The organism is Mycobacterium sp. 852013-50091_SCH5140682, from assembly GCF_001665685.1.
Taxonomy (GTDB): domain Bacteria; phylum Actinomycetota; class Actinomycetes; order Mycobacteriales; family Mycobacteriaceae; genus Mycobacterium.
Genome location: NZ_LZTB01000130.1, coordinates 112,461 through 130,000, shown reverse-complemented (window position 1 = coordinate 130,000; position 17,540 = coordinate 112,461). Strand labels below are relative to the sequence as shown.

Here is a 17,540-nt window from a genome sequence, read left to right as displayed (position 1 = left end):
CGGCAGAGTAATTGAGTTCATATTTTGAACGCAATAGCTAGAATCACCGTATGCGCTACGACTCACTCGCCGATGAACGCTGTTCGATTCTGCGTCCGCTGGCATTGCTCGGCGACCGTTGGACGTTGGTGATACTGCGACAAGCCTTCGCCGGGGTACGCCGTTTCGACGACTTCCAGGCCACTCTCGGACTGAGCCGTGCGCTGCTCACCGAACGCCTGGGCCGCCTCGTCGACGCCGAGATCCTCGAGCGCCGTGCGTACCGCGACGCGCAGCGCACCCGCCATGAATACCGTTTGACCACAAAGGGTTCAGAGCTCTATCCGGTCCTGATGGCCCTGCGGGACTGGGGCGACAAATACCTCGCCCCCAACGGGCCGTTCGTCCATTACCGACACAAGGGTTGCGGCGGCTCCGCGCACACGAACTTGACGTGTGATCAGTGCGCAACCGAACTGACGGCCTTTGACGTCGAGGTGTCACCCGGTCCCGGGCTGGCAGCGGGGTAACCGCCACCGCGGTGGATCAGTCGACCTGCTCGGACACTTCGCGTTCGCCCGTGAGTGCGCCGATGGCTGCCACCCATCCGGTGATCTGTCGCGCGATGTGCCGATCCGTCAGCCCGACTTCGGAGAGCACCTCGCCACGCGACGCGTGTGCCAGGAATTCCTGCGGCACCCCCACGTCGCGGCATGGCACGTCGATCTCGTTGTGCCGCAAGGCGGCCGACACGGACGATCCGATGCCGCCGTGCACGCCGCTGTCCTCGACGGTGACCACCAGCTTGTGCGCGCGGGCCAAGTCGCTCAGCGCCTCCGGAACCGGCAGCACCCACCGGGGATCCACCACGGTCACCCCGATGCCCTGGTTGCGTAACCGCTCGGCCACCGCGAGCGCCATCAGCGCGAACGAGCCGACCGCCACCAGCAGTACGTCCTCGGTGAGGCCCGGGGCCGGGACCGCAAGCACGTCCACACCGCCGCGCCGCTCGATCGCCGGGATACCTTCGCCGACATCACCTTTGGGGAATCGGATGGCGGTAGGGCCGTCGGTGACGGCCAGCGCCTCCGCAAGCTGCTCACGCAGCCGCGGCTCATCGCGCGGGGCGGCCACCCGGATGCCGGGCACGATGCCGAGGATCGACAGGTCCCACATGCCGTTGTGGCTGGGACCGTCGGGCCCGGTCACACCGGCGCGGTCCAGCACGAGAGTCACGGGCAGCTTGTGCAGCGCGACGTCCATCAGCAGTTGGTCGAACGCGCGGTTGAGGAACGTCGAGTAGATCGCCACCACCGGGTGCAGGCCGCCCATCGCCATGCCTGCCGCCGAGGTCATCGCGTGCTGTTCGGCGATACCCACATCGAAGAAGCGGTCCGGGTAGCGCTCACGGAACGCGCTCAGGCCCGTCGGCCCCGGCATCGCCGCGGTGATTGCCACGATGTCGCGGCGCTTGGCGGCGATCTTGATCAGTTCCTCGGAGAACACCGAGGTCCAGCCCAGACCGGAGGCCTTGGTAGCCAGCCCGGTCTCCGGGTCGATCACGCCGCACGAGTGCATCTGCTCGGCCTCGTCGTTCTCGGCCGGCGGATAGCCCATGCCCTTGCGGGTGACCACGTGCACGATCACCGGGGCGTTGAACCCGCGGGCATGCCGCAGCGCGTTCTCCACGGCGTGCTCGTCGTGGCCGTCGATGGGGCCGACATACTTCAGCCCCAGATCGGTGAACATCACCTGCGGCGAAATCGCGTCTTTGATCCCGGCCTTGATGCTGTGCATGCACTGGTAGCAGAACTCGCCGACGACGGGCAGACCCCGAACGGCCTTGCGGCCCTCCTCCAGGATGCGCTCGTAGCCCGGCTGCAGCCGCAGTCCGGCCAGGTGATCGGCGAAGCCGCCGATAGTCGGCGCGTAGGAGCGGCCGTTGTCGTTGACGACGATGACTACGGGACGCCCTGCGGTGGCGATGTTGTTCAACGCCTCCCAGCACATACCGCCGGTGAGCGCGCCGTCGCCGACGACAGCCACGACGTGGCGGTTGCGGTGCCCGTTGAGCTCGAAGGCCTTGGCCAGACCGTCTGCGTAGGACAGCGCCGAGCTGGCATGGCTGGACTCGACCCAGTCGTGCTCGCTCTCAGTGCGGGCCGGATAGCCCGACAGGCCGCCCTTCATGCGCAGCGAGTCGAAGTCCTGGCTGCGTCCCGTCAGCATCTTGTGCACATAGGCCTGATGGCCGGTGTCGAAGATGATGGGGTCGTGTGGCGAGTCGAATACCCGGTGCAGCGCCAGCGTCAGTTCCACCACACCCAGGTTGGGGCCGAGATGCCCACCGGTTGCAGCGACCTTGTGGATCAGGAATTGCCGGATCTCCTGCGCCAGGTCACTTAGCTGCGACTGCGACAGGTGCTGCAGATCAGCGGGACCGCGGACCTGTTCAAGCATTCGTTTAGTGTACGCACGGAAGCTGGACTACCCCTCCCGTGGCGAGTAGATGTCGGGCACACCGTCGTGGTCTGTGTCGGCGGTCTCGATCTGAGCAATTCGACGGTATGCCGCATTGCGGGCCACCAGCACCCCGGCAGCCAGTAGACCTGCGATAACCGATCCGAGGAGCACCGCGATCTTGACGTCGTCGTCGGCGACGCTGCCGTGCCCGAACGCGAGTTCACCGATGAGCAGGGACACGGTGAAGCCGATTCCTGCGAGCAACGCCACACCGAGAACGTCCCGCCAGGCAAGGCCTTCGTCCAGGCTGGCATGGGTGAACCGGGCCAGTAGATAGGTGGTGCCCAGCACCCCGATGGGTTTGCCGAGCACCAGCCCCGCGATGACGCCGAGCGTGACCGGATGCGACAGCGCCTCCCCCAGACCAGACCATCCGCCGACCGTCACGCCCGCGGCGAAGAACGCGAAAACCGGTACCGCGAACCCCGCCGACAGCGGCCGCATGGTGTGTTCGAACTGTTCGGCGGCCGCATGGCGGCCCAACACCGGCACGGTGAATCCGAGCAGCACCCCGGCCACGGTGGCGTGCACCCCGCTGGCATGCACCAGCATCCAGGCCGCCAGCGCCAACGGCAGCAGGATCCACCACCGCCGCACCCCGCGCTGCACTGCCAGGCCGAACAGGCCGATGGGGATCAGCGCCGCCAGCAGCGGAAGCGGTGCCAGGTGGTCGGTGTAGAAGACGGCGATCACCGTGATGGCCAGCAGGTCGTCGACCACCGCCAAGGTCAGCAGGAAGATGCGCAGCGCCGACGGCAGATGGCTCGACAGCACCGCCAGCACGGCCAGCGCGAACGCGATGTCGGTCGCGATGGGGACCGCCCAGCCGCCGAGGTTCTCGGGATGTCCGGTGCCCAGGTTGATCGCGACGAAGATCGCCGCGGGCACGAGCATGCCGCCGACGGCAGCGGCGATCGGCAGCGCGGCGCGCGCCGGGTCGCGCAGATCGCCGGCCACGAACTCCCGTTTGAGCTCCACTCCGACGACGAAGAAGAAGATCGCCAGCAGCCCGTCGGCCGCCCACGCGGCCACGCTCAGGTTCAAGTGCAGGCCTTCCGGCCCGATCACCACCGCCGACAACCGGTGGTAGCCCTGGGACCACGGCGAGTTGGCCCAGATCAGCGCGGCCGCGGCGGCGACGAGCAGCAGGATGCCGCCGACGGTCTCCTTGCGGAGGATCTCGGAGATCCGGCGGGCCTCTGCCCATGACCCGCTACGGGTCAGCAGCCGGCGGCCGAAGCGGTCGTTACGGTTGCGCATCATGACTCCCTGGGCAGCGTTCTACGGCGCCGACCAGGCTTCCCGGCACACCTGTCCCCCAACCTACCGTCCGGCGCCGGAATTCTTCGCCAGAAGCCGTCGGAACGGGGCCACGCGAGCGCCCCGTCCCCTTTTCCCGGCGAGCAGACATTCCGGTCCCCGACACGCCGCGGTTGCCGTACCCACATGACTGCTCGGCGGGGTCAGCGAGTGAGGACGGCAACGCACTCGACATGGTGGGTGAGCGGAAAGGAGTCGAACACCCGCAGCTCCTCCACCGCATAGCCGTGCTTGCGGTACAGACCCACATCGCGTGCGAATGACGCTGCCTCACAACCGATATGGATGACCCGTGGCACTTCGGCAGCCGCCACCTGATCGATCACCTCGCGGCCCGCTCCGGTTCGCGGCGGGTCGAGCACTGCCACGTCGGCACGGGTTCGCTGCACCGACAGCGCGCGCCGCACCGAGTCGGTGACCACCGACACCCAGGGCAGGTCGGCCAGCGCGGCCCGGGCTGAGCGCGACGAACCGCGCGAGGTGTCCACGGTGACGACGTGTCCGCTCTCCCCCACCTGTGCGGCCAGTGCGGCAGCGAAAACCCCTGCGCCGCCGTACAAATCCCACGCCGTCATACCGGGTTGCAGCTGCGCCCAACCGGCGACCAGCTCGCTGTAGAGCGCCGAGGCGTCACGATGAGCCTGCCAGAACGCCGTCACCGGCACCTTCCACACCCGGTCTCCGACGCGCTGCGTGGCTTCGTAGTCGCCTTCGATCACCCGCGTGGTGTGCTTGCGCCCCTCCTTGGCCTTGGCGGCCTTGGGCTGCTCGGCGGAGGCACGCGAGGCGACCACGTGCCGGACGCCGTCGGAATCGATGGCCACGTGCAGTTGTGACCCTGTGGGCCAACGCGATCCGGCCAAACCGTCGACCAGCCCGGCCTGCAGCTGGGCACAGTTCAGATCGGTCACCAGCTCCGTGCTGTGGTAGCGATGGAATCCGACGGTGCCGTCGGCCGCGGTGTCCAGCCGCACCCTGGTCCGCCATCCGGTGGCCCCGACTGCTCCGACCGGTTCGGCCCTGGCGGCCGCTTCGTCGCACCAGTCGAATCCGCCGAGCCGTGCCAACTGGTTGGCCACCACGGCACCCTTGAGCCGCCGGGCCGCATCGGGTTCGGCGAACGCCAGATCGCAGCAGCCCGCGCCGTCCACGCCGGCGATCGCACACAGCGAGTCAACCCGGTCGGGTGAGGCCTCGATGACCTCGAATGCCTCGGCGTGCCAATAGGATCCACGCTCGTCGGTCACCCGCACCCGCACCGTCTCACCAGGCAGCGCATAACGAACGAAGATCACCCGGCCGTCGTGACGGGCCACGCAACTGCCGCCGTTGGCCGCCGGACCCGTGGTGACGATCAGCTCGGTCACTCCAGGAATCCCCTGCGCGCATCGCCCGGAGCCGACTGTGGCTGCAGCTTCTTCAACCGCTCCGACGAACTGAGCTGCCACGGAACCGAAGTCACCATCACGTTGGGCATGAACAGCAGCCTGCCCTTGAGTCGCAGCGCACTCTGGTTGTGCAGCACCTGTTCCCACCAGTGCCCGACGACGTACTCCGGAATGAACACCGTGACGACGGTGCGGGGCGACTCGTTGGTGACCCGGCGGACGTAATCCAGCACCGGCCGGGTGATCTCGCGGTAGGGCGACGCGATGACCTTGAGCGGCACGCTGATGTCGCTGTCCTCCCACTGGTGCACCAGGGCGCGGGTCTCGGCGTCGTCGACGCTGACGGTGATGGCCTCGAGCACGTCGGGACGGGTGGCTCTGGCGTAGGCCAGCGCGCGCTTGGTCGGCAGATGCAGCTTGGACACCAGCACCACCGCATGGTTGCGGCTGGGCAGGACGATGTCACCCGGCTCGGCCGCGTCCTGTGCGCGCAGTTCGCGGGCCACCGTGTCGTAGTGCTTGTGGATCAGCTTCATCACGACGAACAGCGAGCCCATGGCGAGGATCGCGATCCATGCGCCGGCCAGGAACTTGGTCAGCACGACGATCACCAGCACGGTGCCGGTCGCGGTGAGGCCGATCGCGTTGATCACGCGCGACCGCATCATGTGCAGGCGCACCGACCTGTCGGTCTCGGTGCGCAACAGTCGGGTCCAGTGCCGCACCATGCCGATCTGGCTGAACGTGAACGACACGAACACACCGACGATGTAGAGCTGGATCAGTGCGGTGACCTCGGCCCGGAACGCCACCACGAACGCGATCGCGGCGAACGCCAGGAACAGGATGCCGTTCGAGAACGCCAACCGGTCACCACGGGTGTGCAGCTGCCGCGGCAGGAATGAATCCTGGGCCAGGATCGAGCCCAGCACCGGGAAACCGTTGAACGCGGTGTTGGCCGCGAGCACGAGGATCAGAGCCGTCACACCGGCGATCAGGTACAGCCCGACCGGGAAGTTGTGGAAGACCGCGTCGGCCAGCTGCGCGATGAGGGTCTTCTGGTGGTAGTCGGCGGGTGCGCCGATCAGCTGCTCCTCGGGACGCTCGGCGATCTTCACCCCGGTGGCCTTGGCCAACATGATGATCCCCATGAGCAGGCTCACCGAGATGACGCCGAGCAGCAGCAGGGTGGTGGCCGCGTTGCGGGACTTCGGTTTCTGGAACGCAGGCACACCGTTGCTGATGGCCTCAACACCGGTCAGAGCCGCCGAACCCGACGAAAACGCCCGCGCCACCAGGAACACCAGCGCGAAGCCGAGCACGTCGCCATGCTCCGAATGCATCTCGAACCCGGCCGATTCGGCGCGCAGCGGGTGGCCCAGCACATAGATCTGGAACAGGCCCCAGCCCAGCATGATGTACATGCCGATCATGAACGCGTAGGTGGGAATGGCGAAGGCGGTACCGGACTCCCGGATGCCGCGCAGGTTCAACGACGCCAGCACCAGGATCGCGATGACGGCGATGAGCACCTTGTGCTGGGCGACGAACGGCACGGCCGACCCGATGTTCGACATGGCCGACGACATGGACACGGCCACCGTCAGCACGTAGTCGACCATGAGCGCACTGGCCACTGTCAGGCCCGCGGTGTGCCCGAGGTTGGTGGTCACCACTTCGTAGTCACCGCCACCGGATGGATAGGCATGCACGTTCTGGCGGTAACTGGCGATCACGATCAACATGACGCCGCCCACCGCCAGGCCGATCCACGGCGTCATGGAGTACGCCCCGAGCCCCGCCACCGACAGCACCAGGAAGACTTCCTCAGGCGCATAAGCCACTGATGACAACGCGTCGGACGCGAACACGGGCAGCGCGATCCGCTTGGGCAACAAGGTGTGGGAGAGCTTGTCGCTGCGGAACGGCCGCCCGAGAACGAGCCGACGCGCTGCGGTCGAAAGCTTGGACACGAGTGCCAAGGGTAAGCCCACGACCCGAGAGCGGTAGCGTTCCCACTGCACGGGTTGAGTTACAGCTTGCTTTTCAGCCATCGGAGAGGACCGTCGCGTGCGTGTAGTCGTCATGGGATGCGGCCGAGTGGGCGCATCGCTCGCGGACAGCCTGGCCCGCATCGGGCATGAAGTCGCGGTCATCGACCGCGACAGCACCGCATTTCACCGGTTGTCCCCCGAGTTCCCCGGCGAACGGGTGCTCGGCATGGGGTTCGACCGGGACGTGCTGTTGCGCGCCGGTATCGAGGAGGCCGGCGCATTCGCGGCGGTGTCCTCCGGCGACAACTCCAACATCATCTCGGCGCGGTTGGCCCGTGAGACCTTCGGTGTCGAACGCGTCGTCTCCCGCATCTACGACGCCAAGCGCGCGGCCGTCTATGAGCGGCTCGGGATTCCGACGGTGGCCACCGTCCCGTGGACCACCGACCGTCTGCTCAATGTGCTGACGCGCGAGACCGAGACCACCAAATGGCGCGATCCCTCCGGCAGCGTGGGGGTCGCCGAGCTGGCCCTGCACGAGGGCTGGGCGGGGCGCAGGGTCACCTCGCTGGAGGCCGCCACCGGCGGCCGGGTGGCCTTCATACTGCGGTTCGGCAGCGGTTACCTGCCCGACGCGAAAACTGTCATCCAGGCCGGCGACGAGGTGTACCTCGCGGCCGTGTCCGGCCACATCGCCGAAGCCCTGGCCATCGCGGCGCTGCCGCCCGGTGAAGCTGCGGAGTCGGAATGAAGCCCGCGCACGACGATCATGAGGAGGAGCGTCGATGAAGGTCGCCATCGCCGGTGCGGGTGCCGTCGGACGCTCCATCGCCCGGGAACTGTTGGAGAACAACCACGAGGTGACGCTGCTGGAGCGCAACCTCGAGCACATCGACGTCGACGCCATCCCGGCCGCGCACTGGCGGCTGGGCGATGCCTGCGAGATCACCGTGCTGGAGTCTCTGCAGCTCGAACAGTTCGACGTCGTCATCGCGGCCACGGGCGACGACAAGGTCAACGTGGTGCTCAGCCTGCTGGCCAAGACGGAGTTCGCGGTGGCGCGGGTGGTGGCGCGGGTCAACGACCCCCGCAACGAGTGGCTGTTCGACGAGAACTGGGGCGTCGACGTCGCGGTGTCGACACCGCGGATGCTGGCCTCACTGGTCGAAGAGGCGGTGGCCGTGGGTGATCTGGTGCGGCTGATGGAATTCCGCAAGGGCCAGGCCAACCTGGTGGAGATCACGCTGCCCGCCGACACCCCGTGGGGCGGAAAGCCGGTGAAACGGCTGAATCTTCCGCGCGACGCCTCGTTGGTGACCATCCTGCGGGGCCCGCGGGTGATCGTGCCGCAGTCCGATGAACCGCTGGAAGGTGGCGACGAGCTGTTGTTCGTGACCGTCAGCGAGGTCGAGGATGAGCTGCGCGCACTGCTGCTTGACCCGTCCGCGCGCTGAGCGGGAAACCGCTCAGTCGGTGCTCTCGGCGCCTTGGTGGACGTGTAGGGCGTTGCGCGCGACGCGGATGGCCAGATAGGTCACGAGCGCGGCGGCGGCCGTCAGCGGCCATCCCATGGCGATTCGGGCGACGCCGAGCCAGCCGGTCTGGTCGGCTTGATACAAGTACTGCTGCACCAGGAATCGCGACGCGAACACCAGCACCCAGATGACGGTGGCGATGTCGAAGGCCACGACAGCCTTACGCACATCACGCCAGGCGCGGTCGTGGGAGTTGGCCCAGCCCCAGATGTAGCCGACGATCGGCCTGCGGATGAGCACCGAGACGCCGAACACCACGGCCCAGAGCAGCGACGTCCAGATGCCAAGCAGGAAAAAGCCTTTCGACTCCCCCACCACGTAGGCGATGAGCGCACTGATACCGACGCCGAAGAAGCCGGAGACCGCGGGTTGAACCGAGTCATGCCGGATCAGCCGCCAGAGGAGAATTAGGGTGGCCACACCGAGCGCCGCGCCGATCGCGGGCATCAGGCCGAACAAGGTGGAAACCGGGACGAACACCACCACCGGCAGCGACGAGTAGATCAGGCCGCTGATTCCGCCCATCTGATCCAGGATCGCCCGACCTCGGGCAGCGGTCAGCTCGGGCTCACTCGTGGATGGTGCGGGAGCGCTGTCGTCGCTCAAGCTCACTTCTGAATTTCGTAACGCGGGTTGTAAATCGCCTTGGTGCCGTTCTCCAGCTGACCGACGCGGCCCTGCACCCGCAGAGTGCGGCCGGATTCGATGCCGGGGATGCGGCGCTGGCCCAGCCAGACCAACATCACCGAATCGGTGCCGTCGAACAGTTCGGCCTTCACGCCGCCAGAACAGCCTTTGCCATTACATTCGACGCTGCGCAGGGTTCCGACCATGGTGACCTCCTGGCCGCGCTGGCAATTGATCGCCTTCATCGCGCCGGTGTTGGCCGCCTCGTCACTGAGCTCTTCGACGTCGAGTTGCTCTGGGTCTTCTGTCAGGCGTCGAGTTAGCCGGCGCAGATACCCTTCGGCCGTAGACATGGCCTCTCCTGACCTTTCGCGGATTCTTTGTGAATCCACCCAACCATCGCCACGGTAGACCTCTTATTGCGCGAATGCCACGCGGGCGCGGGTCGGCGCGCCGATTCTCCCAAGTGCCAGGCAGGATCATGTGATGAACGTCATTCTCCGAGGTGTCACCACGGTGCTGTTACCCGGCACCGGGTCCGATGACGACTACGTTTACCGGGCGTTTTCCGACGCATTGCATGAGGTCGGAGCGCTGTTGGTGACGCCATCGCCCCAGCCGCACCGGCTCGTCGACGGATATCGCGACGCGCTCGACGACGCCGCCCGCTCCGGTCCGATCGCCGTCGGCGGGGTGTCGATCGGAGCCGTCGTGGCCACCGCGTGGGCACTGGCCCATCCCGGCCGGGCAGTGGCCGTGCTCGCCGCACTGCCGCCGTGGACCGGGACACCGGAGAACGCGCCCGCCGCATTGCTGGCACGCCAGTCAGCACAGTTGTTGCGCCGAGACGGCCTGGCCGCCACGGTGGCGCAGATGAGGGCGTCCAGCCCGCCTTGGCTGGCCGACGAGTTGACCCGGTCCTGGGTCGGGCAGTGGCCGACACTGCCCGACGCGATGGAGGAGGCCGCGGGCCATCCGGCACCCGACTGTGCTGACCTGGAACGACTGACGGTACCGCTGGGCGTTGTGGTGGCGACCGACGATCCCGTACACCCGGCAGAGGTCGGCTTCGAATGGGTCTCCGCCGCGCCACGGGCCGCACTGCGCACGGTCACCCTGGAGGAGATGGGCGCGAAGACGGGCATTGTCGGCGAGGCGTGCGTGGCGGCCCTGCAGGAGGCGTGAGGGCCGGCCGACGCCAAACCAATCCGCGAGATCGACGAAAAAGTCGTGAAATAGGCGCGTTCGACGACAGTTACGTCGAATTCGCGCGGGCTTGGCGACCCCCCGGACCTAGCCGCCCGTGATGGTGCGGAGCTGCTGCATGGCCGAACCCTGCGCACTGCGCCGGGCCACGGGCTCGGGCTCCTGCTGCTGCAGCGGCGGCTCGGGCTGACCGCCCGCGGCCTGGGCGGCGGCCTGCGCAGCGGCTGCCCGCAATTGCGCAGCCATCGGCTCCGGCAATTCCACCGCGAGCGGGGTGCGCACCGGAAGCGGTGTCTCACCGCGGCGAATCACGGTGTCGGCCAACGCAGTCCGGGCTTCTTCGACGAGCGCGTCGATGGTGTCCGGAGTGCCGTTGACCACACACCGCACCATCCAGCGGTAGCCGTCGACCCCGATGAACCGCACCACGCCGCCGTTGCCGGTGCCGACCACCTCACGGCCCCATGGCCCGTCTTCGATGACGACTGACGCGGCGTCCTTCCGCAGCGAGTCGGCCAGTTCGGTGGCCACTTCGCGCCACAGCCCGGCGCTCTTGGGCGCTGCGTATGCCGCGATGGTGAACCGGCCGTTCGGCGTCACCACCCAGACGGCGCTCGGCGCCCCGGCCTCGTTGAGTTCGACCTGAACCTGGCCGCCGTCGGGCATCGGGATGAGCACCGAGCCCAGGTCGAGCCGGCCCTGGGCAGCCACCGAGGCGTCGTCGAAGTCCTCGACATCGAAGGGGCCCTCGAAATCGTCGTCGGTCACCGCGTCGTCGGTCACCGGGTCTTTTTCATGTTTTCCGTATGCCATCACAAACTCGCATGTCCGCCGGAGGAACCGTAGCCACCTGCACCACGGGAAGTGTCGGCCAGGCCTGCCTCGTCGAACGAGGTGACCTCGACCAGTTCGGGAAGTTCTACCCGCTGCACCAGCAACTGGGCAATCCGGTCGCCGCGGCTGATCTCGATGGGCGTCTCGGGGTCGAGGTTGATCAGCGAGACCTTGATCTCACCGCGGTAGCCGGCGTCGATGGTGCCCGGGCTGTTGACGATCGAAAGTCCCACGCGCGCAGCCAAACCCGAACGTGGATGGACCAACCCCACCATGCCGTGCGGGATGGCCACGGCCACACCGGTCGGAACCAGCGCACGCTGGCCGGGTGCCAGTTGGACGTCCTGCGCGCTGTACAGGTCGACGCCCGCGTCGCCGTCGTGCGCCCGGGTGGGCATCGGGAGATCGCGGTCCAATCGGACCACCGCCAGAGAGTTGGACACGACGTCACAGATTACTCTGAGCCACGTGTCAGACACGCGCGCAACCACCCAAACCGTGCGCTACCACGAGCGGTTGTGGGTGCCGTGGTGGTGGATTCTGCCGGCAGCAGTGCTGGCAACGCTCATCGCCCTCGAGGTCAATCAGGCCGTTTCCGCACTGCCCAATTGGGTGTCGTTCGTAGTGCTGTTCGGCGTGGCGGGCGCCGTGCTGAGCTGGTTCAGCAAGGTCGAATTGCGCGTCGTCGGCCGCCCAGGCGGCGGCACCGAACTATGGATCGGCGGCGCGCACCTGCCGACCAGTGTCATCGCCCGAACTGCCGAAGTGCCACGCTCGGCCAAAACGGCCGCCCTGGGTCGTCAGCTCGACCCGGCGGCCTATGTGGTGCACCGAGCCTGGGTCGGCCCGATGGTGCTGCTAGTACTCGACGATCCGGATGACCCCACCCCGTACTGGCTGATCAGTACCCGTCATCCAGACCGCGTGCTCGCCGCCCTGCAGGACTGAGCGCGCCGGTCAGGCGGCGCAGTCCGTGCAGATCATCACGCCGTCCTTCTCACTGGCGAGACGGCTGCGGTGGTGCACCAAGAAGCAGCTGGAGCAGGTGAACTCGTCAGCCTGCTTCGGAACCACCCGCACCGAAAGCTCTTCGCCGGAGAGATCCGCTCCCGGCAGCTCGAACGATTCGGCGGATTCCGATTCGTCGACATCGACGACGGCCGACTGCGCCTCGTTACGTCGGGCCTTCAGCTCCTCAAGTGAGTCCTCGGAAACCTCGTCGGTCTCGGTTCGCCGCGGCGCGTCGTAATCGGTAGCCATAAGCTCTGTCCCCTCCCTAAACCTTGCAGCAGAGGTTTGTACCAGCGTCGAACGCATTACCCAAACGATTCGTGCCCTTATTGCCACATGTTGCAGTGTGATTTACATCACACCCTTGCCCGGACTCTGCCGCTGTGCAGGGCAACCGTGCCTTTAGAGTGCAGGGGTGGTCGCACAAATCACCGACGGCACCGCGTTCGACCGACACGGTCGGCCGTTCCGTCGGCGTAACACCGTCCCCGCCATCGTGCTGTTCGCCATCCTGGCGGTGGTTGCACTGGTGGTGTGGATCATCGCGCTCAATCGGCCCGCCGATGTCCGTGAGGCCACGGTGTGCAACCCGCCGCCACCTGCCACCGACCCCGCGACTCCCAAACTGGGCGAACAGGTGGCCAGATCGGCGATGACCGACACCACGCCCGCGGCGCTCAGCGACACCAAGATCCGGGTGCTCAACGCCAGCGGACAGGGCGGGCAAGCCGGCGAGATCGCCGGCGAACTGCGCGACCTGGGTTTCGCCCAGCCCGAAGCCGCCAACGATCCGATCTACACCCACACCCGGCTGGAATGCCAGGGCCAGATCCGGTTCGGCCCGACGGGTCGAGCCGCGGCGGCGGCGGTCTGGCTCGTGGCGCCGTGCACCGAGCTGTTCCAGGACGAAAGGCCGGATGCCACAGTCGATCTGGCGTTGGGCACCGAATTCAGCGAACTCGCCAGCAGCGACGACATCAACGCCGTGCTGGCCAGCCTGCGCCCCGACGCCACCGGCCCCGCCGATTCGGCGCTGCTGTCAAAGATCCATACCGGCGCCTGCTAGGGCGTCGCGCAGCGCAGTAGCGACACCGGGTGCCGCAGCACCCACGCGTCCGGAGCCCGTGATGGCAGGCAACCACACCGTGGCCCCCGCCTCGGCGGCGATCAACGCCCCTGCCGCCCAGTCCCACACGTGCACGCCCTCCTCGTAGTAGGCGTCGAGCTGGCCGGCGGCGACCATGCACAGATCCAGTGCGCACGAGCCGAGCCGACGCATGTCCCGGACCGCGGGCAGCAGCTGTGCGAGCACTTCGGCCTGTCGGCGCCGCTGTTCGGGGACGTAGGCGAACCCCGTTCCCACCAGGGCCATGCCCAGATCGTCGACCGCAGTGCACCGCAGCGGCGTGCTGACCCCGTCATGCAGCACGGCGGCCCCCTGGCCCACTGCCGCTGAATACACCGATCCGGCGGCGACATTGGCGACGGCGCCGGCCACCGACCGGCCGTCGAGCTGCACGGCCACCGACACGGCGTAGGCCGGGATGCCATAGACGAAGTTGACGGTGCCGTCGATGGGGTCGATCACCCAGCGCAGCCCGTCGCTGCCGCTGCGGCCGCCCTCTTCCTCGCCGAGAATCTCGTCGTCGGGCCGCAGCACGGCAAGCCGCTCGCGCAACCATCGCTCGGTCTCGGTGTCGACGATGGTCACCGGGTCGGTCCGCGTGCTCTTGGACCGCACGGTACGGACTTCGTCATGTGCTTGGCCGGCGTCGTCCGACTCCCCCTCGCCGAATACCTCGATACGACGGCGTCGGACGAGTGCGGCGGCTTCGGTCGCCAACTGTTCGGCTACTCCGCGCAGGACGGCCGGGTCGGTGCTGTTGTCTGTCACCCTCCTATCGCAACATATCTTTCTGCCGAAAAGTCGCTCGCGGGATGGCAGACCGCCCGCGTGAGCGTTGGCGAGCTATTAGGGTGAGGCGCGGCGCCATTAGCCGGCTCGCCCTCCTGCCAATCGGCCCCGCAACCGTCTGTCCCGCAGAGGAGCTCCCAATGACCGCACCCGATATCCCCGCAGCCGAATCTGCCGTCGACGGCTCTACCCGGCGCGGTTTCGGCGTCGACGTGGGTGGCAGCGGCGTCAAGGGCGGCATCGTCGATCTCGATACCGGGCAGCTCATCGGCGAGCGGTTCAAGCTCGACACGCCCCAACCCTCGACGCCGGAAGCGGTAGCCAAGACGGTCGCCGCGGTGGTTCGGGAGTTCGGCTGGACCGGCAGCCTCGGGGTCACCTACCCCGGCGTGGTCACGAGCGGCGTCGTGCGCACCGCCGCCAACGTCGACAAGGGCTGGATCGGGGTCAACGCCGCAGAGGTCATCAGCGCCGAGCTGGGCGGCCAGCACGTCACGGTGCTCAACGACGCCGACGCGGCCGGACTCGCCGAGGAGCAGTTCGGCGCGGGCAAGGACAACAGCGGCGTGATCGTCTTGCTGACCTTCGGCACCGGGATCGGCTCCGCGGTGATCCACAACGGTGTGCTGTTGCCCAACACCGAGTTTGGCCACCTTGAGGTCGGCGGCAAGGAAGCCGAGCACCGAGCCGCCTCGTCGGTCAAGGAGCGCAAGGACTGGAGCTACGAGCGCTGGACCGAAGAGGTCACCAAGGTTCTGACCGTCATCGAGAACGCCATCTGGCCCGATCTGTTCATCGCAGGCGGGGGCATCAGCCGCAAGGCCGACAAGTGGATTCCGCTGCTGAAGAACCGCACCCCGGTGGTTGCTGCGACGCTGCAGAACACCGCGGGCATCGTCGGCGCCGCGATGGCCGCCGTCGCGGATGTCACAGCTACCGGTCGGTAGCTTCGCGTTCGACTGTCGGATACCGGCGGTTCACCACGGCCGTGCGCGATCCGCTCCGCTTCTCGACGGCGCAAAATTTGCCGCTCGGCACGGTGTACGCACACACTGTCGTTACAATGGTGCTCGGCGGCCGCCTACCGAATAGCGGCGAAGATCCCAGCCGATACCAACGCCAACATTCGACAGCCGACGCTTTCGGTGGTGTATGCCCATGCCCACCGAACTACGAAAGACCGAAAGGGTGTACGTGGCAGCGACAAAAGCAAGCCCGGCAACCGACGAGCCGGTGAAGCGCACCGCTACCAAGACCCCCGCCAAGAAGGCCCCGGCCAAGCGGGCGGCGAAAGCAACTGCGGCCAAGGCCCCCGCCAAGAAGGCCCCGGCCAAGCGGGCGGCGAAGGGTGTCGCGACCAAGCCCGAGGACGTCAATGACGATCTCGAGGCCACCGACGATCTCGAGGCCGAGCCCGGTGACGATCTCGACGTCGACGACACCGATCTGGAACTCGACGACGACCTCGATACCGACGACGACACCGTCGAGGACGAGTCCGACGAGGACGAAGAAGAGGAGGCCGAGGAGGCCACCCCGGAAGGAGCCGCCGCGACCCCGGCTGCGCCTGCCGCCAAGCCCGCCGCCGAGGACGAGGTCGAAGAGCCCTCGGAGAAGGACAAGGCCTCCGGGGACTTCGTCTGGGACGAAGAGGAATCCGAGGCACTGCGGCAGGCCCGCAAGGACGCCGAGCTGACGGCATCGGCCGACTCGGTCCGCGCCTACCTCAAGCAGATCGGCAAGGTGGCACTGCTCAACGCCGAAGAGGAAGTCGAGCTGGCCAAGCGCATCGAGGCCGGGTTGTTCGCGACCCAGAAGATGGCCGAGTTCGCCGAGAAGGGCGAGAAGCTCACCACGCAGGTGCGGCGCGATTACCAGTGGATCTGCCGCGACGGCGACCGCGCGAAAAACCATCTGCTGGAAGCGAACCTGCGTCTGGTGGTGTCGCTGGCCAAGCGCTACACCGGCCGTGGCATGGCATTCCTGGATCTGATCCAGGAGGGCAACCTCGGTCTGATCCGCGCCGTCGAGAAGTTCGACTACACCAAGGGCTACAAGTTCTCCACCTACGCGACGTGGTGGATCCGCCAGGCCATCACCCGCGCCATGGCCGACCAGGCCCGCACCATCCGCATCCCGGTGCACATGGTCGAGGTCATCAACAAGCTGGGCCGTATCCAGCGTGAGCTTCTGCAGGACCTGGGCCGCGAGCCCACGCCCGAGGAGCTGGCCAAGGAAATGGACATCACGCCGGAGAAGGTGCTGGAGATCCAGCAGTACGCGCGTGAGCCGATCTCCCTGGACCAGACCATCGGTGACGAAGGTGATTCGCAGCTGGGCGATTTCATCGAGGACTCCGAGGCCGTGGTGGCGGTCGACGCCGTCTCGTTCACGCTGTTGCAGGATCAGCTGCAGTCGGTGCTGGAGACGCTGTCCGAGCGCGAGGCCGGCGTGGTCCGGCTGCGGTTCGGCCTCACCGACGGCCAGCCGCGCACGCTCGACGAGATCGGTCAGGTCTACGGGGTCACGCGTGAGCGCATCCGCCAGATCGAGTCCAAGACCATGAGCAAGCTGCGTCACCCCAGCCGCTCCCAGGTGTTGCGCGACTACCTGGACTAGCAACGTCGATACAACGGCGGACCGGATTGTTCCGGTCCGCCGTTGTCGTTTTCCAGGTGCGTTTCGCTCAATCACTTTGGCGCTCCCCGGCCTTCGCCTAATCATCAACCCAGATTGACAATCTAGGTTGATAAACCTAGGTTGGCCATATGGCGGAGCCGTCGTCCCCTGAGCACATCGCCGCCGCACTGTTCGGTGGTATCGCACTGATCACCCGGCGCGTCCGGCAGTTGCAGGCGCCCGGTGACTTGACCCTCCCCGAGCGGGCCGCACTCGAGCGCCTCGATCGGGGCGGGCCGACGTCGGCGGCTGATCTGGCACGGATCGAACAGATCAGCCCCCAGGCGATGGGCGTCACCCTCGCAACGTTGCAGTCCCGCGGTTTCGTGCAACGCACGCGCGATCCGCGCGACGCCCGTCGGCACATCATGTCGATCACCGCAGCGGGATCCGAAATCCTGCAGCACAAGAGAGATGCCCGGGTCCGCCATTTCGCCGAGATCCTCAAGGAGCAGTTCTCCGCTGACGAACTGCACACCCTCGCGGCCGCGCTGCCGCTGCTCGAACGACTGGGCGAACACATCTGAGG

19 protein-coding genes are annotated in these 17,540 nt (G+C 67.2%); 9 read left to right on the top strand and 10 right to left on the bottom strand.

Annotated features, from left to right (window positions below; translation table 11 throughout):
* Positions 1–50 precede the first annotated feature (50 nt).
* Positions 51–509 carry a winged helix-turn-helix transcriptional regulator gene (locus A5784_RS35190; protein ID WP_064949479.1) on the top strand — a complete coding sequence of 153 codons (459 nt, stop codon included), beginning with the start codon at positions 51–53 and terminating at the stop codon, positions 507–509.
* A gap of 16 nt (positions 510–525) precedes the next feature.
* On the opposite strand, the gene dxs is transcribed toward A5784_RS35190, so the two are convergent.
* The 4 genes from dxs to A5784_RS35170 form a co-directional block, all read right to left on the bottom strand.
* Positions 526–2,439: a 1-deoxy-D-xylulose-5-phosphate synthase gene (gene dxs / locus A5784_RS35185; protein WP_064949478.1), complete on the bottom strand. Its 1,914-nt coding sequence runs from the start codon at positions 2,437–2,439 to the stop codon at positions 526–528.
* A 27-nt stretch (positions 2,440–2,466) separates the two neighbouring features.
* A complete protein-coding gene (gene nhaA, locus A5784_RS35180) occupies positions 2,467–3,762 on the bottom strand; it encodes a Na+/H+ antiporter NhaA (protein ID WP_064949556.1) in 1,296 nt (431 codons plus the stop codon).
* Positions 3,763–3,965: 203 nt separating this feature from the next.
* A complete protein-coding gene (locus A5784_RS35175; protein WP_064949477.1) occupies positions 3,966–5,189 on the bottom strand; it encodes a class I SAM-dependent RNA methyltransferase in 1,224 nt (407 codons plus the stop codon).
* On the bottom strand, positions 5,186–7,183 hold the full coding sequence (locus tag A5784_RS35170; RefSeq protein WP_064949555.1) for an APC family permease: 1,998 nt from the start codon (positions 7,181–7,183) through the stop codon (positions 5,186–5,188). Before A5784_RS35170 ends, A5784_RS35175 begins: the two co-directional genes overlap by 4 nt.
* Before the next feature lie 97 nt (positions 7,184–7,280).
* Between A5784_RS35170 and A5784_RS35165 the strand changes: the two genes are divergently transcribed.
* The gene (locus tag A5784_RS35165; protein ID WP_064949476.1) at positions 7,281–7,955 is read left to right on the top strand and encodes a potassium channel family protein; all 675 of its coding nucleotides are present in this window, start codon (positions 7,281–7,283) and stop codon (positions 7,953–7,955) included.
* A 34-nt stretch (positions 7,956–7,989) separates the two neighbouring features.
* Positions 7,990–8,658, top strand: coding sequence for a potassium channel family protein (locus tag A5784_RS35160; protein ID WP_064949475.1), 669 nt, complete (start codon positions 7,990–7,992; stop codon positions 8,656–8,658).
* Positions 8,659–8,670: 12 nt separating this feature from the next.
* Here A5784_RS35160 and A5784_RS35155 read toward each other — a convergent pair whose 3' ends face one another.
* Positions 8,671–9,264 (bottom strand): DUF3159 domain-containing protein, encoded by a 594-nt coding sequence (locus tag A5784_RS35155; RefSeq protein WP_502687563.1) that lies wholly within the window; start codon positions 9,262–9,264, stop codon positions 8,671–8,673.
* An 83-nt stretch (positions 9,265–9,347) separates the two neighbouring features.
* On the bottom strand, positions 9,348–9,719 hold the full coding sequence (locus tag A5784_RS35150; RefSeq protein WP_064949473.1) for an OB-fold nucleic acid binding domain-containing protein: 372 nt from the start codon (positions 9,717–9,719) through the stop codon (positions 9,348–9,350).
* Between the two features lie 133 nt (positions 9,720–9,852).
* Here A5784_RS35150 and A5784_RS35145 point away from each other — a divergent pair, with 133 nt between their 5' ends.
* On the top strand, positions 9,853–10,551 hold the full coding sequence (locus A5784_RS35145; RefSeq protein WP_064949472.1) for an alpha/beta fold hydrolase: 699 nt from the start codon (positions 9,853–9,855) through the stop codon (positions 10,549–10,551).
* 108 nt (positions 10,552–10,659) lie between these two features.
* On the opposite strand, the gene A5784_RS35140 is transcribed toward A5784_RS35145, so the two are convergent.
* Both A5784_RS35140 and dut read right to left on the bottom strand, forming a co-directional pair.
* Entirely contained in the window at positions 10,660–11,385 is a 726-nt protein-coding gene (locus tag A5784_RS35140; RefSeq protein ID WP_064949471.1) for a DUF3710 domain-containing protein, read from the bottom strand.
* Positions 11,385–11,849 carry a dUTP diphosphatase gene (dut, locus tag A5784_RS35135; protein ID WP_064949470.1) on the bottom strand — a complete coding sequence of 155 codons (465 nt, stop codon included), beginning with the start codon at positions 11,847–11,849 and terminating at the stop codon, positions 11,385–11,387. Before dut ends, A5784_RS35140 begins: the two co-directional genes overlap by 1 nt.
* A 25-nt stretch (positions 11,850–11,874) precedes the next feature.
* Between dut and A5784_RS35130 the strand changes: the two genes are divergently transcribed.
* Positions 11,875–12,354, top strand: coding sequence for a DUF3093 domain-containing protein (locus A5784_RS35130; RefSeq protein ID WP_064949469.1), 480 nt, complete (start codon positions 11,875–11,877; stop codon positions 12,352–12,354).
* A gap of 9 nt (positions 12,355–12,363) precedes the next feature.
* Here the strand turns inward: A5784_RS35130 and A5784_RS35125 are convergent, their stop codons facing one another.
* Positions 12,364–12,666: a DUF4193 domain-containing protein gene (locus A5784_RS35125; RefSeq protein ID WP_029370210.1), complete on the bottom strand. Its 303-nt coding sequence runs from the start codon at positions 12,664–12,666 to the stop codon at positions 12,364–12,366.
* A 166-nt stretch (positions 12,667–12,832) separates the two neighbouring features.
* Between A5784_RS35125 and cei the strand changes: the two genes are divergently transcribed.
* Positions 12,833–13,483, top strand: coding sequence for an envelope integrity protein Cei (gene cei / locus A5784_RS35120; RefSeq protein WP_064949468.1), 651 nt, complete (start codon positions 12,833–12,835; stop codon positions 13,481–13,483).
* On the opposite strand, the gene A5784_RS35115 is transcribed toward cei, so the two are convergent.
* Positions 13,457–14,311, bottom strand: coding sequence for an inositol monophosphatase family protein (locus A5784_RS35115; RefSeq protein WP_064949467.1), 855 nt, complete (start codon positions 14,309–14,311; stop codon positions 13,457–13,459). The two genes, cei and A5784_RS35115, sit on opposite strands and share 27 nt — an antisense overlap.
* Before the next feature lie 161 nt (positions 14,312–14,472).
* Between A5784_RS35115 and ppgK the strand changes: the two genes are divergently transcribed.
* From ppgK to A5784_RS35100, 3 genes are all read left to right on the top strand, one after another.
* Entirely contained in the window at positions 14,473–15,279 is an 807-nt protein-coding gene (gene ppgK, locus A5784_RS35110; RefSeq protein ID WP_064949466.1) for a polyphosphate--glucose phosphotransferase, read from the top strand.
* 247 nt (positions 15,280–15,526) lie between these two features.
* Positions 15,527–16,951, top strand: coding sequence for an RNA polymerase sigma factor (locus tag A5784_RS35105; RefSeq protein WP_082945282.1), 1,425 nt, complete (start codon positions 15,527–15,529; stop codon positions 16,949–16,951).
* 149 nt (positions 16,952–17,100) lie between these two features.
* The gene (locus tag A5784_RS35100; RefSeq protein WP_064949464.1) at positions 17,101–17,538 is read left to right on the top strand and encodes a MarR family winged helix-turn-helix transcriptional regulator; all 438 of its coding nucleotides are present in this window, start codon (positions 17,101–17,103) and stop codon (positions 17,536–17,538) included.
* The last annotated feature ends 2 nt before the right edge of the window (positions 17,539–17,540 follow it).

Excerpts from the sequence above, each read along its gene's own strand:
- A5784_RS35190 (WP_064949479.1), top strand. The coding sequence starts at position 51 with ATGCGCTACGACTCACTCGCCGATGAACGCTGTTCGATTCTGCGTCCG.
- dxs (WP_064949478.1), bottom strand. The coding sequence starts at position 2,439 with ATGCTTGAACAGGTCCGCGGTCCCGCTGATCTGCAGCACCTGTCGCAG.
- nhaA (WP_064949556.1), bottom strand. The coding sequence starts at position 3,762 with ATGCGCAACCGTAACGACCGCTTCGGCCGCCGGCTGCTGACCCGTAGC.
- A5784_RS35160 (WP_064949475.1), top strand. The coding sequence starts at position 7,990 with ATGAAGGTCGCCATCGCCGGTGCGGGTGCCGTCGGACGCTCCATCGCC.
- A5784_RS35155 (WP_502687563.1), bottom strand. The coding sequence starts at position 9,264 with ATGGGCGGAATCAGCGGCCTGATCTACTCGTCGCTGCCGGTGGTGGTG.
- A5784_RS35150 (WP_064949473.1), bottom strand. The coding sequence starts at position 9,719 with ATGTCTACGGCCGAAGGGTATCTGCGCCGGCTAACTCGACGCCTGACA.
- A5784_RS35145 (WP_064949472.1), top strand. The coding sequence starts at position 9,853 with ATGAACGTCATTCTCCGAGGTGTCACCACGGTGCTGTTACCCGGCACC.
- A5784_RS35140 (WP_064949471.1), bottom strand. The coding sequence starts at position 11,385 with ATGGCATACGGAAAACATGAAAAAGACCCGGTGACCGACGACGCGGTG.
- A5784_RS35125 (WP_029370210.1), bottom strand. The coding sequence starts at position 12,666 with ATGGCTACCGATTACGACGCGCCGCGGCGAACCGAGACCGACGAGGTT.
- ppgK (WP_064949466.1), top strand. The coding sequence starts at position 14,473 with ATGACCGCACCCGATATCCCCGCAGCCGAATCTGCCGTCGACGGCTCT.
- A5784_RS35100 (WP_064949464.1), top strand. The coding sequence starts at position 17,101 with ATGGCGGAGCCGTCGTCCCCTGAGCACATCGCCGCCGCACTGTTCGGT.